Source organism: Alistipes sp. AM16-43 (assembly GCF_003435745.1).
Lineage (GTDB): Bacteria > Bacteroidota > Bacteroidia > Bacteroidales > Rikenellaceae > Alistipes > Alistipes onderdonkii.
On record NZ_QTUQ01000011.1, the window covers coordinates 39,996 to 51,834 of the forward strand.

Annotated in this window: 15 protein-coding genes and 1 pseudogene; 10 read left to right on the plus strand and 6 right to left on the minus strand. The window is 51.9% G+C overall.

Features of this window, described 5'->3' with window-relative positions; all coding sequences use genetic code 11:
* The first annotated feature begins 53 nt into the window (after positions 1–53).
* The 3 genes from DW189_RS13405 to DW189_RS13415 all read left to right on the plus strand — a co-directional run bounded on the left by DW189_RS13405 (position 54) and on the right by DW189_RS13415 (position 2,146).
* Positions 54–518, plus strand: a complete 465-nt coding sequence (locus DW189_RS13405; RefSeq protein WP_004295263.1) for an Imm21 family immunity protein — start codon at positions 54–56, stop codon at positions 516–518.
* 62 nt (positions 519–580) lie between these two features.
* On the plus strand, positions 581–1,531 hold the full coding sequence (locus DW189_RS13410) for a hypothetical protein (RefSeq protein WP_007662662.1): 951 nt from the start codon (positions 581–583) through the stop codon (positions 1,529–1,531).
* 24 nt (positions 1,532–1,555) lie between these two features.
* On the plus strand, positions 1,556–2,146 hold the full coding sequence (locus DW189_RS13415) for a DUF4948 family protein (RefSeq protein WP_004295259.1): 591 nt from the start codon (positions 1,556–1,558) through the stop codon (positions 2,144–2,146).
* A gap of 28 nt (positions 2,147–2,174) precedes the next feature.
* Here the strand turns inward: DW189_RS13415 and DW189_RS13420 are convergent, their stop codons facing one another.
* The 6 genes from DW189_RS13420 to mobA form a co-directional block, all read right to left on the minus strand.
* Complete coding sequence (locus DW189_RS13420) at positions 2,175–2,561, minus strand: hypothetical protein (protein ID WP_004319173.1); 387 nt, start codon at positions 2,559–2,561, stop codon at positions 2,175–2,177.
* The gene (locus tag DW189_RS13425) at positions 2,558–2,953 is read right to left on the minus strand and encodes a hypothetical protein (RefSeq protein WP_004295258.1); all 396 of its coding nucleotides are present in this window, start codon (positions 2,951–2,953) and stop codon (positions 2,558–2,560) included. The genes DW189_RS13420 and DW189_RS13425 overlap by 4 nt, the downstream gene beginning before the upstream one ends.
* 4 nt (positions 2,954–2,957) lie before the next feature.
* Positions 2,958–3,239, minus strand: a complete 282-nt coding sequence (locus DW189_RS13430; RefSeq protein ID WP_009123648.1) for an Imm17 family immunity protein — start codon at positions 3,237–3,239, stop codon at positions 2,958–2,960.
* 153 nt (positions 3,240–3,392) lie between these two features.
* On the minus strand, positions 3,393–5,402 hold the full coding sequence (gene mobC / locus DW189_RS13435; RefSeq protein WP_004319168.1) for a conjugal transfer protein MobC: 2,010 nt from the start codon (positions 5,400–5,402) through the stop codon (positions 3,393–3,395).
* A gap of 37 nt (positions 5,403–5,439) precedes the next feature.
* Positions 5,440–6,585: a conjugal transfer protein MobB gene (gene mobB / locus DW189_RS13440; RefSeq protein ID WP_117508536.1), complete on the minus strand. Its 1,146-nt coding sequence runs from the start codon at positions 6,583–6,585 to the stop codon at positions 5,440–5,442.
* Positions 6,579–7,001, minus strand: a complete 423-nt coding sequence (mobA, locus tag DW189_RS13445; RefSeq protein WP_004295462.1) for a conjugal transfer protein MobA — start codon at positions 6,999–7,001, stop codon at positions 6,579–6,581. Before mobA ends, mobB begins: the two co-directional genes overlap by 7 nt.
* A gap of 703 nt (positions 7,002–7,704) precedes the next feature.
* Between mobA and DW189_RS13455 the strand changes: the two genes are divergently transcribed.
* The 7 genes and pseudogenes from DW189_RS13455 to DW189_RS13485 all read left to right on the plus strand — a co-directional run.
* Positions 7,705–8,457, plus strand: a complete 753-nt coding sequence (locus tag DW189_RS13455) for a ParA family protein (RefSeq protein WP_007559008.1) — start codon at positions 7,705–7,707, stop codon at positions 8,455–8,457.
* Positions 8,458–8,463: 6 nt separating this feature from the next.
* Positions 8,464–8,886: a DUF3408 domain-containing protein gene (locus DW189_RS13460; protein WP_004295459.1), complete on the plus strand. Its 423-nt coding sequence runs from the start codon at positions 8,464–8,466 to the stop codon at positions 8,884–8,886.
* Positions 8,887–8,927: 41 nt separating this feature from the next.
* Positions 8,928–9,347, plus strand: coding sequence for a DUF3408 domain-containing protein (locus tag DW189_RS13465; RefSeq protein WP_004295458.1), 420 nt, complete (start codon positions 8,928–8,930; stop codon positions 9,345–9,347).
* A complete protein-coding gene (locus DW189_RS13470; protein ID WP_070782548.1) occupies positions 9,344–10,084 on the plus strand; it encodes a hypothetical protein in 741 nt (246 codons plus the stop codon). Before DW189_RS13465 ends, DW189_RS13470 begins: the two co-directional genes overlap by 4 nt.
* A gap of 145 nt (positions 10,085–10,229) precedes the next feature.
* A complete protein-coding gene (locus DW189_RS13475; RefSeq protein ID WP_004319158.1) occupies positions 10,230–10,532 on the plus strand; it encodes a DUF4134 domain-containing protein in 303 nt (100 codons plus the stop codon).
* A 20-nt stretch (positions 10,533–10,552) separates the two neighbouring features.
* Positions 10,553–10,879, plus strand: a complete 327-nt coding sequence (locus tag DW189_RS13480) for a DUF4133 domain-containing protein (protein ID WP_029429442.1) — start codon at positions 10,553–10,555, stop codon at positions 10,877–10,879.
* Positions 10,876–11,796 (plus strand): annotated as a pseudogene (locus tag DW189_RS13485) (TraG family conjugative transposon ATPase); the annotation flags it as partial. The gene DW189_RS13480 and the pseudogene DW189_RS13485, both read left to right, overlap by 4 nt.
* Between the last annotated feature and the right edge of the window lie 43 nt (positions 11,797–11,839).

The window sequence follows — 11,839 nt, forward strand, 5'->3', positions numbered from 1 at the left end:
CAGCACTACCGCTTAAAGCGGAACGCTGCCGAACATTAATCGCTGAGAAAAATATGAATAATTGGATTGAAACATCAGGAAGCCCATTTGTCATTGTTGAGCAACAATATGCCCATCAATGGAAGGGTCAAGAAAACTACAATGCTATATGTAGCGTAACAGATTACTTGGGGAAAATCTATATAGACAATCATGTCTTATTGGTAATGGGAGATGAACCGATGGCTACACGCATAGTAAATAAAGATGGAGCAATTTTAATAATTCGTTGGAAGTATGCTCCCGATTATCTAACGGTGGAAAAACTTCTGGAGAATGATATAGTAACTGGGGCAGAACCGATAGAAGAAGTTGAAGTAAAATGGGATTCTACTGAATTAGTCCTATTTGATTCTTTGTCTCCCTATTGTGAAGCGTCGGTTAAAGTTTTTTTATCATTACAAAAAACATCTTGTATAATAAAAACTTATCTTTATCAAAAAGACGAAGTATCTTTAATAATACATTCAATCCAATAAAGACGATTAACAAGCGGCTCAACCTCCCCTTAAAGGTCGGTTAGCCACCAAACATTACAGCTATGGATATAACGAATAGAATTATTGTCGCCTTACTGGAACGAATGAAAAGTAGAAACAAGAACTTTTCATTATCAAGACCTAAGTTTCATCGGTTGTTTCAAATAAATCCCGATGGCTACTTATGGTATGGCGAGAAACTGGAGCGGCATTTACTTAACAAATATGGAGAATCGGCTGATACATTGAAATATCTTGATATATATTATTTCATTTCCAATATTGTGCGGTTGTATTACATGCCTAAAAATTCAAATTCGGAGGAAAACGAGTTTGGAAAGCTATACGCTTATGGCTCCATAATAGGGTTACACCGTTGTCATATTCCAGATAAGCGAATATATCTGAACCGATTGTTAAATACTTTACTGTTCTGTTGTCCGACTTCTGAAGAATATATCCGTAGATTCCGCTGGCAAAAAAACGGTATATATTACAAATCGCAGGATGTGGAAGTTCTTATTGCCGATACATTTACAGAAATACGGGAATCGGACAAACAATCAGAATCCATTGAAATAGTTGAGTCAATAGTCAATGAGACATACCGTTATCTGGTAGGCTCAAATACGGGGCTTCCATTTGTCCGTTCGGAAACTTTATTGCACTACAACCTGAACCCATCTGATTATATGTGGCTATATCAGCACGATAAGGAATTGTTTTATACTTGTCTTGATGCAGCAGCATTACAGTCGGAGATTTTCAGTTACAAGTCATTTGTGTACAATTTCAACCTGTATATTCTAAAAGACGCAAATATATTGGATGAATTGTCCAGATATTCCAAATGTTATGAAGCCGTTTTAGAACTGCTTTTCAAATCCGATTCAATTATGCAGAACTCTGTTATTCGGCAAATCAAATTATGTAGAAATGAAGATACCATTAAACAGAATAACAGATTGGATGCTATTAACAAATGGCTCAACTCCCTAAACAAGATTGGTTAGCCACAGAACATTAAACATTAGAAAATGAGAACACCAGTCATAATCCTGTTATTTGTAATCCTGCTTGCCGTAAGCTGCGGAGAGCCTCCCATGCCGCCGTCGGACGAGGAAATGATACGCCATTTCACCACGCACGAGGTGGCGTTCCGTAAGGTGTACGAAATCATGGCAGAGAGTTCAGAAGGTAGTTTTCACTACCCGCCGCTTTCTCCGGAAGAGGTTATTATACTTGATTCAATGGAGCAAAGCGATACATCCCATGAAACGAATGATGAACAAGACATCCCGGTATATGGACTGTTGAAGCCGGAGCGAATCCTACTCGACTCCCTGTTATCAGAGATTGGATGCGGTTTTATCCTTGTTGATCGCAGGGAATGGGGAACGGCAGATTCGGTATATGTGAGCCTCGTTATGCCGTACTACTCCCACGGCATCGTGGATGCCGGAACGTCCAAGAGTTTCGTTTACGATCCCGGATTGAGAAGCCGTCGGAATATCCGTATCACCGAACATGGCGACCTGAACGAGATCTACCGCAGGACGTACAACGACACCACGCTTTACAAGCCCATCAAGGGAAACTGGTACATCGAGTTAGACCATTCGATATAACGGCCCGGAGTCCGTATCAAAGTATGTATCACTTTTTGTCAAGAAGATACATCATAAAGCAGATAATGGCCATCGCAAGGAAAAATAACAGAACCGCAAGGAGTTCGTTAAACCTGCACTTGGCATAGTGAGACATCACTGCTTTGCCTCGCCATTTGTAAATCCTGCTGACGAGCGACATAACGGCAAATGTGACAATGCTAAAAACGACACATGGCAACAATGCCGACACACCTGGAAAAAGCCGGATAGTAACAGTCATCATAGGGAATATCAAAAGAGCGAAGATATAAATCGAGAGCATCATTTCGCCATCGACCCTGCCTGTTCGTCTTGCCTGCTTCCATTTCTCCCCCATCCACCAGAGGTAATCCCAGAGATAAAACCGTTGCTTATTCTCCTGCCGTTTCATCATGCCCAATGTATAAATCCGAGGTGGAACATCAGCGCTACATTTGCCACGATCAGGGCGATAGCGATAAGAACTATTTTGGCGAGCTTCCTGCCGGGATGTTTCATCTTCCCGTAATGTTCACGGAGCGCTTCACGCCGTCCGGCTGTATAGCGTAGCTTGCAGAATAAATCGGGAAGAAAGCAGAGAGGAATCACTATGGCCAAACCAATCATCCAGCCGAAAAGGCGCAATATCGGCGGAAACCCAAGCGGTATGAGTAGGACGAAGAGCCAGCACCAAAACAGTAGCATACGTCCGTTGAGATTGGTACGCTCCCTTTCGTGCCATATCTCGGCTACATACCACATATAGTCGATGAAGCAGATCCGGTATTTGCGATTGTCCTTTTCCATACCGTTATCTCCATACAAAGAAACCAACCAATATAAGTATAATCAGAACGCTGACCAACACAATCTGAACCCTGCGGCGTGTTTCAGGCTTGCAATCGTCAAATAACCACAGTTTGCTGTTAAACTGCCAATGACACGCCCATTTCCAACGGAACAGCAACCCTGCAAGCCATAGGGCAAGCAACCCGACACCAAACAGCAACCCGTATTGCGGGTGAGCCTGCAACCACTCGAAAAACGTTTCCGCCTTGCTGTTCATTGCTTCGTATATATCGGTAACTGTCATACTTATAATTAAAAGGATTCCGAACACAAAAATAATGTTTTCCGTTCACATAATCACTACTTTATGCTCCAAAACACCAGCTGTGCGGTTATAAAACCAGGAAACAGCCCCCGTTAAGGTAACGGAGGGTGTTTGCGGGGTGTTTGTGTTCATTTAGTTCTGTTCCGGCAGGAGCTTGCAAAGCACCGGGTCGTTCTTGATACGTTCCAGCTCCTCGGCGACGATGCGGCCGGCCTCTGCCTTGATACGTTCGTAGTTTTCCTGCACGACCTGTTTCATGTGATCCGTCCCATTCTCATCCGTGAAGTCGGTAATTTGTGGTATCTTCTTGTACCGGGCCGTTTCCGCTTTCACTTTTTCGTTGTCCACGACAATCTCGCAGTGGAAAATCTTCTGCTCGATACGTTCGTCGAAATTGTCCGCCACGGCCCCGACGAACATTCCCTGCGTGAGCGTCGAGATCTTCGAGGCCGGGATCAGGCTGTCCAGCTGCGTGGATATGGATGTCGATTTGTCGCTGCGGCTCAACGTCATGCTCTGCCGCTTCTGCAATACCTTACCGAACCGTTCCGAGAGTGTCTTGGCCGTTTCACCTACGACCTGCCCGGAGAAGATGTTGCCCACCGTGTTCATCACGACGGCGGCCTCCTTGTCCCCGTAGTCCCTCTTCAACTGTGAAAAATCCTGGAAGCACAGCAGCACGGCGACCTTGTTGCTTCTGGCCGTGGCGATCAGGTTGTCGAGTCCCTTGAAGTAGATTGTCGGCAACTCGTCGATGATGATGCCCGATTTGAGCTGGCCTTTCTTATTTATGAGCTTGACAATCCGGGAATTATACAATCCCAAAGCCGCTCCGTAAATGTTTTGCCTGTCGGGATTGTTCCCCACGCAGAGTATCTTGGGATCGTCCGGGTTGTTGATGTCGAGCGTGAAATCGTCGCCCGACATGACCCAATATAGCTGGGGCGAAATCATGCGGGAAAGCGGAATTTTGGCCGATGCTATCTGGCCCTGGAGCTGGTCTTGAGCGCCTCCGAGCCAGGCATCCATAAAGGGGCTGAGGTAGTTTTCGAGTTCCGGGTAGGATGTCAGAATCGGGAAAATATCCTCGTACCGCTTGTTCAGGAACTCGATGGCGTGCGGGAAGGTACAATACCGCCCGTTGTCGTAGATGCGCAGGAACCAGATCACGGCCGCAAAAAGGATAATGGGGCTTTCCACAAAAAAATCGCCCTGCTTCTGCACCCAGCTTCGGTTCAGGTTGAGCATGATGGTATAGGCGCTCTCGTAGGCGTCCGAAATATCGGTCATGAAGTCCGGGTGAATGGGGTTACAGCGGTGCGAGCGGCGCGGGTCGTCGAAATTTATGACGTAGAAAGTCGGGATTTTCTTGTAACCTTTCTGGTGATTCAGCAGGTGGTTGTAAGCGATTTCCGAAAGATCGGGAAACTTGTAGTCATAGATGTATTGGGTATAGCCCTTTTCGATTTGCTGTTTAATGAACTGGTTTACAACACAATAACTCTTCCCGCTGCCCGGGCTTCCCATGCAGATGCAAGCCCTTTGCGGGTTTACGACGTTGGCGAACCCGTTGTTCCACTGTTTGTTATAGTAAAATTTCGTCGGCAGATTTATGGAGTACTCGTTCTCGATCAGGCGTGTTTCCTGCTGGAATGATTCGTTCTCGTTGTTGAAAGGGTCATCCATGAGATTGTTCTTCAGCAGGCGGGACATCCACACGCCGCCCATCAAGAGGCAGATATACCCGGCCGATAGGGTCAGTATGTAGAAAGCCGCGTTCGCCATCGCCGTCAGCGGCAAGTCCAGCAGCCACCAGTTGAAGAAGAACAGCACGCCTCCCGTGGCCAGCGATGCCGTGATTTTCCGCCAGGTAATTTTCTCCTCTTTTACTCCTTTTGTCCCGAGGCATGAAAGGGCGAGGAACACGACGGCGAAAAGTTTCGTCCATAGTATATTCCGGAACAGCCCCGCGGTGCGGTCGAAGTTCAGCAGAATCCTATCGACCACGCCGATATTGATTCCCCATTCCCGTATCTGCCCGTAACAGAACCAGTAGATGTTGATAACCACGAACAAGATACTCAATGCCCGCATGAAATCCATTGTTTTTGCAAGACCCCGAAGGTCGTCTTCCTGTTGCATAACCGTAAAATTTAATAAATGAATGATAATTGAGATGTTATACTTTCCTCCGTCGTGAGGTATTCCGCTTCCGTTGCCCGTCCCGTCCGGCAGGCGCTTGTTTCGGGGACAAGCCCCTCGTGTTTTCCCCGGGATTCCGTTTCCCGCCGAAGCGCAGCTCGAAGGCGTTGGCCGAGTATGCCTTTCCCAGCCGTGATCCGTTCACGACCGTCCGTGTTTCGTGGTCAATGAACGTCACTCCCACGATGCGGCCGTTTTCGTTGCGTCGTATGTAGAGATCCACCCGGGCTCCCCGCAGGCGTTCGCGCAGTTCTTCCTCCGTGGGTTCTCCCCGAAGCGCTTTATCGACCCGGCCACGGATTTGCCTCCTCGTGTCGTCCTTCCCGAACCGTTCGGCGTTGCGCTCCATGTGCCGTTCCAGCCCGTCATACCCGACCTCTTTACCGAACAGTGAGGATTTGAGCGGCGCAGCCACTGCCTTGTCCCCGTTCTCGTCCAGCAGCGTGTAGAGCAATCCCCGGTAGGGGGTTCCGTTCCGCTCTCCCCGGACTTCCTCTATACCTATATTATATAAGGACAACAATGCCCGGAACTCGCCGAGGGTCTGGAAGCGGTATGTCGCCACGGCCGGTTTTATTACCGCTGCCACCTGGCGTTTCAGGTCGCCCCGCGTGTAATCGGCGGGGACGATCCCTTGCCCTTTCTCCCGCCTTCTCCCTTTGGCGGGATGCAGTCCGTACTCCCGTTCCAGTTCCTCGGTAACGGCCACGCTGCGTTCGTTGCGCCTGCTGTCGTTTATCTTGCGCCCGTCCTGGGCCACCTGCACCGACACGATATGGATATGCTCCCGTCCGATGTCGGTATGCTTGAATACGATATAAGGTTGTCCTCCCCAGCCCATGCGCTCCATGTAGGCCCCGGCTATCTCCGCGAGTTGCCCGTCGTCGAGGCGGTCTTCGGGAGCCGGGTTGAGCGACACGTGCACGACGGGTTTTTCCGTCCGGTAGTGCGAGGGCATCCAGCGCAGGAGGTCTTCTGCCGTCGCGGCCACGTTGAAGCGCCCATCCGCCGGCTCCCTCACGATGTGGGTCAGCAGCACCTTCCCGTCGCCCCGATCGACTTTCTCCTGGTTGTACGCCAGCGCGCCGTACACGTCTTTTCCGGTGGTGATATTGGCTACCATCGCTGTTTGAACTCTTCGGAGAGCGACACGACCTGCTGCCCGACGGCCGCCAGTTCACGTGTCGCTCTCTCCAGTTTATAGAGCAGCGCGAGTGTTTTCTTCTCGGAAAAATGCGCGTGCAGCTCCTTCACCACCTGGTTATAATTCGTTCCCACGGCACGGAATTGGGCGTGGAAAGCGGTCAGCTTCGCCACGTATTCGAGCGTTCCCCGGTCGGTCTTTACCACCCGGAACGCCTCGTTGAACACTCTCGCTTTGATAAAAGCGGCTTTGGACAATAGCCCGGACTGCTCGTAAAGGTCGAGGAAACGGGCATGTTCCACGGCTGAAAAGTTTACCGAAAAGCGGTAAACGGCCGGGTCGTTTTTCGCGGGTCGTCCCCCTTTGCCCCCTCGGGGCTTTCTGTTCTTTTCCATCGCATCGAAATTTTAAGGAGAGGCCAGGGCCCCACCGGTTCCTGAAAATTCCGATCCCTTCGCGGCTTGCCGCCCTTCTGAAAAGCACCGACTCCGGAGGTGCTTTCTCCCCCTTGCGGGCAAGCTGTTTTCTGCTGCAAAACGAGAATCGTGCAGCAGAAAACACAGCTTGCTATTTGCCCTTTGCAAATACCTTCTGCCCGCTCGCGGACAGAACATTGAAAGAGCCGCCGTAAAACGGGGCAAGGACGGCTTCATTAGCGTCGGGATCGTTCACGAGGCAAAGATACCGACCTATTCAATCGCTTGTACTACAAGTGATTACGCCACTTGCGTCCACTTTGACGCCACACGCGGCCATAGCGGAAAAAGAGCATACAACCCGTGTTTTTAAGGGTTTACTTTGCACGTGAGAACGGATACGGGCAATGACACATCCCCCTGTCCGCACACGTGCGGACGGATGCAGAAAACACCGTGTGCAGAGGAAAAAGCGGGTCTTTGTCCGGATAAGCAAATGCGGTTGCGCATGAGTATAAAATCGGACACGCGCCCATGCACCGGCATACCGGCGTAACAGCCTGCCAGCGCACCAGCATATATGCGTGCCGGCATACCTGCATAAAATCTCATGCCGTCACTTGCCCGGATACGTGAAGAGATGAACGATTACCCGATTGTATAACTAAAAACGCATGGAACAATGAAAGAGAAAACGAAATTCGTGGCCTTCTCCACCCAGAAAGGCGGAGCGGGTAAAACCACCCTCACGGTGCTGGCAGCCTCTTACCTGCACTATGTAAAGGGTTTCAATGTCGCGGTCATCGACTGCGATTATCCCCAACACTCCATCGTGGAGATGCGGGAACGTGACCTGAAGCTTGCCCTCGAAGACGAACATTACAAGAGGTTAGCTTACGAACAATTCACCCGGCTTCAAAAGAAAGCCTATCCCGTCGTGGAAAGCAACACGAAAGAGGCGTTGGCCGATGCCGACTACCTCCTGCCGCAAGGTGATTTCGATTATGTGTTCTTCGACCTTCCCGGTACGATCAATAACGAGGATCTGATTCATTCCCTGGCCGGAATGGATTATCTCGTCGCCCCGATCAGTGCCGACCGGGTTGTCATGGAAAGCACCCTGAATTACGCGGTTGTGGTAAAAGAGCATATCATGGGCCGCGAGAAGTCCCGGATGAAAGGGCTGTATATGCTATGGAACATGGTGGACGGACGTGAAAAAACAGAGTTATATCAGGTTTACGAGGCGGTAATGAAAGAGCTGGATCTTCCTGTTCTGAAGACCTTCCTGCCTGACACCAAGCGTTTTCGTCGTGAGCAGAACGCCAGCCGTCGCTCTGTCTTCCGCTCCACGCTCTTCCCGGCAGACCGTTCTTTGATCCGGGGCAGCAACCTGGATAAACTCGTGGATGAATTGATCGAACTGTTAAAGTAGGATCTTATGAGCGGAAAAGAACATGACGACGGTTTGGACGCTTCCTTCATCATCAGCCAGGCCAAAAGCCGAAACCGGCCATTACATCCTTACACGCCGGAAAAAGAGGAGGAGGCATCGGCTCTATCGGAACCGTCCGGCGAGGCCGCCTCCTCGTCGGCTACGAAAGAGGAGGGACGCCGCCGAAGAGGGAAAGGCCAGGATTACGAGCGTCTTTTTATCCGGAACGCCCCCTCCAATACCCGAAGCGGCAAAACGGTGTATATCCGCAAGGAGTTTCACGAGCGTATAACCCGGATAGTGCAGGTTATCGGTAAGAACGAACTCTCGCTGTATAGCTACCTGGACAATGTGCTGGAGCAGCATTTCGCTACCTATCAGGAGGAAATTTCGGAACTCTACAAGAAACGGAACTCCGATATTTTTTAGTTATGAACCCAATATTTACAACCTATTAAAAACAATCCATCATGTCAGACAAAGCAATTATTTTATCTGTTATCCTGGCGGCCGTCCTTTGCGTCGCCGTGCCCTTCATCTTCCGCGTGTGCCGCTACCGGCGCAGGATGAAAACCCTTATCGTCCCCGACGGCCCTTCGGGGGAGGTCGCCGTGGGGACTGTCCCCACCCCCGAGGCCGAGTACCTGGCCCGTTACATCTGCCTGCTGCGGCTGCCTTTCGCCGGTAACAAGCACGTGAAGATACGTCCGTCGTATCACGAGCGTATCCGCGAGATCACCCGTGTCATCGGTCGTGGCGACGTGACGATCACGGCCTACGTGGACAAGGTTCTCAAGGCGCACCTGGACGATAACCGGGAAACCATCGAGCGGCTTTTCGAGGAGCGTGAGGCCGTGGCCTCCCGGCAACCCAAAGCGGAGGAGCGATGAACGGGGCGTTGTGGCTGCTGCCCCTCTTTGCCGTGGGGTATGCCTTGTGGGCGTTTTTCCGCCTGCGGCGGATGGAACGTAACGAACCGGCAGACGGGATCGTTTCCGAAGACACGCCCTGCCGGCAGGAGATCATCGGCAGGAGCCGCTTTGTCCTCGACTTGCGCCACTCCCGGCCACAAGCTGCCGTAGAATCTGAAACTGAAAAAGTTACGGAAAAAGCCGATATATTTGTGCCCACGAATGTACCCGAACACCCCCGGCAGATTCCGCCGGAAGACCTGGATGAAGTGTTCGGTGTCGCTCCCGAGGGGGAGCCTAACGAACCTCTGGAAATCGACTTTCCGCTGTACGATGAATCTTTCCCGGATGCGGACGCGGAGGAGCCGGATTATGACGAGGATGAAGACGACACCGAAGAGCTGCCCCTTTTGGGCCGCTCGCTTGCCCAGGGGGTTAGTTTTGAACAGATGGGCGAAGCCTACCGCCACGTGGTACACGATCCACCTTCAACAGACGAGCAAAGGGAGGAAACGGGACGTGTCCTCCTGGGCCTGAAACAGACCGACATGTTCGAGGTCATCGTTTCGGGCCGCCCCGACGGGAACGACAGGGTAAAATCCCTGATCGACACCTACCTCTCGGCTTTTCACCGGCGTATGTCCGAGAGGTCTGCGGAAAGCCCATCTCCGCAGGGTTCGGTTCCCACGGGTTTCGACGTCCGTGAGTTTGTTTAACCCCATAATGACATCACGATGAAAGAAAAAGACTACGGGTAGCGCGTGAGGCTATCCTCGAACCACTGAAAAAAAACGAATCAAGAAGTTTAACCCGGTGCGGGGCCTATCCATCCCCGCGCCACAATTCAAACATTATCGAGTTATGAGAAAGAACAAGATTCTTCTTCCGGCGGCATTTCTCTTTGCCGCCATCTCCTCCGCTTTCGCGCAGGGCAACGGCATCGCCGGCATTACGGAGGCTACCAACATGGTAACCAGCTACTTCGACCCCGGCACGAAACTCGTGTACGCTGTGGGGGCTGTGGTCGGCCTTATCGGGGGCATCAAGGTCTATAACAAGTTTTCGAGCGGCGACCCCGACACGTCGAAGACCGCCGCGAGCTGGTTCGGCGCGTGTATTTTCCTGATTGTCGCCGCGACGATCCTACGCTCTTTCTTCTTGTAGTCCAACCTGTCATGCAAATAATTATGGAATATGGAATCAACAAGGGAATCGGCAAGAGCGTGGAGTTCCGGGGCCTGAAGGCGCAGTACCTCTTCATCTTCGCGGGCGGCCTGCTGGCCGTCTTCGTGGTGTTCGTCATCCTCTACATGGCAGGGGTCGATCAGTGGGTATGTATCGCTTTCGGCGTTGCGGCGGCTTCGGTGCTGGTCTGGCTTACCTTCCGCCTGAACACCCGTTACGGGGAACACGGGCTGATGAAGCTGCTCGCCGCGCGCCGGCATCCCCGCTACCTGCTCAACCGCAAGTCCCTGCGCCGGTTGCTGAAAAGAAAGGGGGGCCGCGTATGAGAAACCTCTTGAAAGCCACCACGCTGGAAAGCAAGTTCCCGCTCCTGGCCGTGGAAGGCGGTTGTATCATCAGCAAGGACGCGGACATAACGGTCGTCTATCGGGTCGAACTCCCGGAGCTGTTCACCGTCACGTCCGCCGAGTACGAGGCGATCCACGCCGCCTGGTGCAAGGCCCTGAAGGTCTTGCCCGAATACAGCGTGGTACACAAGCAGGACTGGTTCATCCGCGAGCGTTACCGCCCGGCCACGGGCGAGGGGGACATGAGTTTCCTCTCCCGCAGTTACGAGCGGCATTTCAACGAGCGTCCGTTCCTGACCCACGCCTGCTTCCTCTACCTGACGAAAACGACGAGGGAGCGTATGCACATGCGTTCAGACTTCTCGACCCTCTGCCGGGGCAACATCATTCCCAAAGAGGTAAACCGGGAATCGGCGACAAAATTCCTGGAGGCGGCGGAACAGTTCGAGCGTATTCTGAACGATTCGGGTTTCCTGACCCTTGTCCGCCTCACTGGGGACGAGATCACGGGTACGGCGGATTGTCCGGGCCTGCTGGAACGGTACTTTTCCCTCTCGCTCTCGGAGACGACTTCTCTTCAGGACATCGAGCTGGGGGCCGAGGTTCTGCGCGTGGGTAACAAACGGGTGTGCCTGCACACGCTCTCGGACACGGAAGACCTGCCGGGGCACGTGGGTACGGACACCCGTTACGAGCGTCTTTCCACCGACCGTTCGGACTGCCTGCTCTCGTTCGCGGCCCCCGTGGGGCTTCTGCTTTCCTGCGACCACCTTTACAACCAGTACGTGTTCCTGGAAGACAGCGACGAAAACCTGCGTATGTTCGAGAAACGTGCGCGCAACATGCAGTCCCTTTCCCGCTACTCCCGCGGGAACCAGATAAACAAGGAGTGGGTGCGATACGTCGCTGTGTAAGTAATTGTTAAACTTAGATTTAACC

Excerpts from the sequence above, each read along its gene's own strand:
- DW189_RS13405 (WP_004295263.1), top strand. The coding sequence starts at position 54 with ATGAATAATTGGATTGAAACATCAGGAAGCCCATTTGTCATTGTTGAG.
- DW189_RS13410 (WP_007662662.1), top strand. The coding sequence starts at position 581 with ATGGATATAACGAATAGAATTATTGTCGCCTTACTGGAACGAATGAAA.
- DW189_RS13415 (WP_004295259.1), top strand. The coding sequence starts at position 1,556 with ATGAGAACACCAGTCATAATCCTGTTATTTGTAATCCTGCTTGCCGTA.
- DW189_RS13420 (WP_004319173.1), bottom strand. The coding sequence starts at position 2,561 with ATGATGAAACGGCAGGAGAATAAGCAACGGTTTTATCTCTGGGATTAC.
- DW189_RS13425 (WP_004295258.1), bottom strand. The coding sequence starts at position 2,953 with ATGGAAAAGGACAATCGCAAATACCGGATCTGCTTCATCGACTATATG.
- DW189_RS13430 (WP_009123648.1), bottom strand. The coding sequence starts at position 3,239 with ATGACAGTTACCGATATATACGAAGCAATGAACAGCAAGGCGGAAACG.
- mobC (WP_004319168.1), bottom strand. The coding sequence starts at position 5,402 with ATGCAACAGGAAGACGACCTTCGGGGTCTTGCAAAAACAATGGATTTC.
- mobB (WP_117508536.1), bottom strand. The coding sequence starts at position 6,585 with ATGGTAGCCAATATCACCACCGGAAAAGACGTGTACGGCGCGCTGGCG.
- mobA (WP_004295462.1), bottom strand. The coding sequence starts at position 7,001 with ATGGAAAAGAACAGAAAGCCCCGAGGGGGCAAAGGGGGACGACCCGCG.
- DW189_RS13455 (WP_007559008.1), top strand. The coding sequence starts at position 7,705 with ATGAAAGAGAAAACGAAATTCGTGGCCTTCTCCACCCAGAAAGGCGGA.
- DW189_RS13460 (WP_004295459.1), top strand. The coding sequence starts at position 8,464 with ATGAGCGGAAAAGAACATGACGACGGTTTGGACGCTTCCTTCATCATC.
- DW189_RS13465 (WP_004295458.1), top strand. The coding sequence starts at position 8,928 with ATGTCAGACAAAGCAATTATTTTATCTGTTATCCTGGCGGCCGTCCTT.
- DW189_RS13470 (WP_070782548.1), top strand. The coding sequence starts at position 9,344 with ATGAACGGGGCGTTGTGGCTGCTGCCCCTCTTTGCCGTGGGGTATGCC.
- DW189_RS13475 (WP_004319158.1), top strand. The coding sequence starts at position 10,230 with ATGAGAAAGAACAAGATTCTTCTTCCGGCGGCATTTCTCTTTGCCGCC.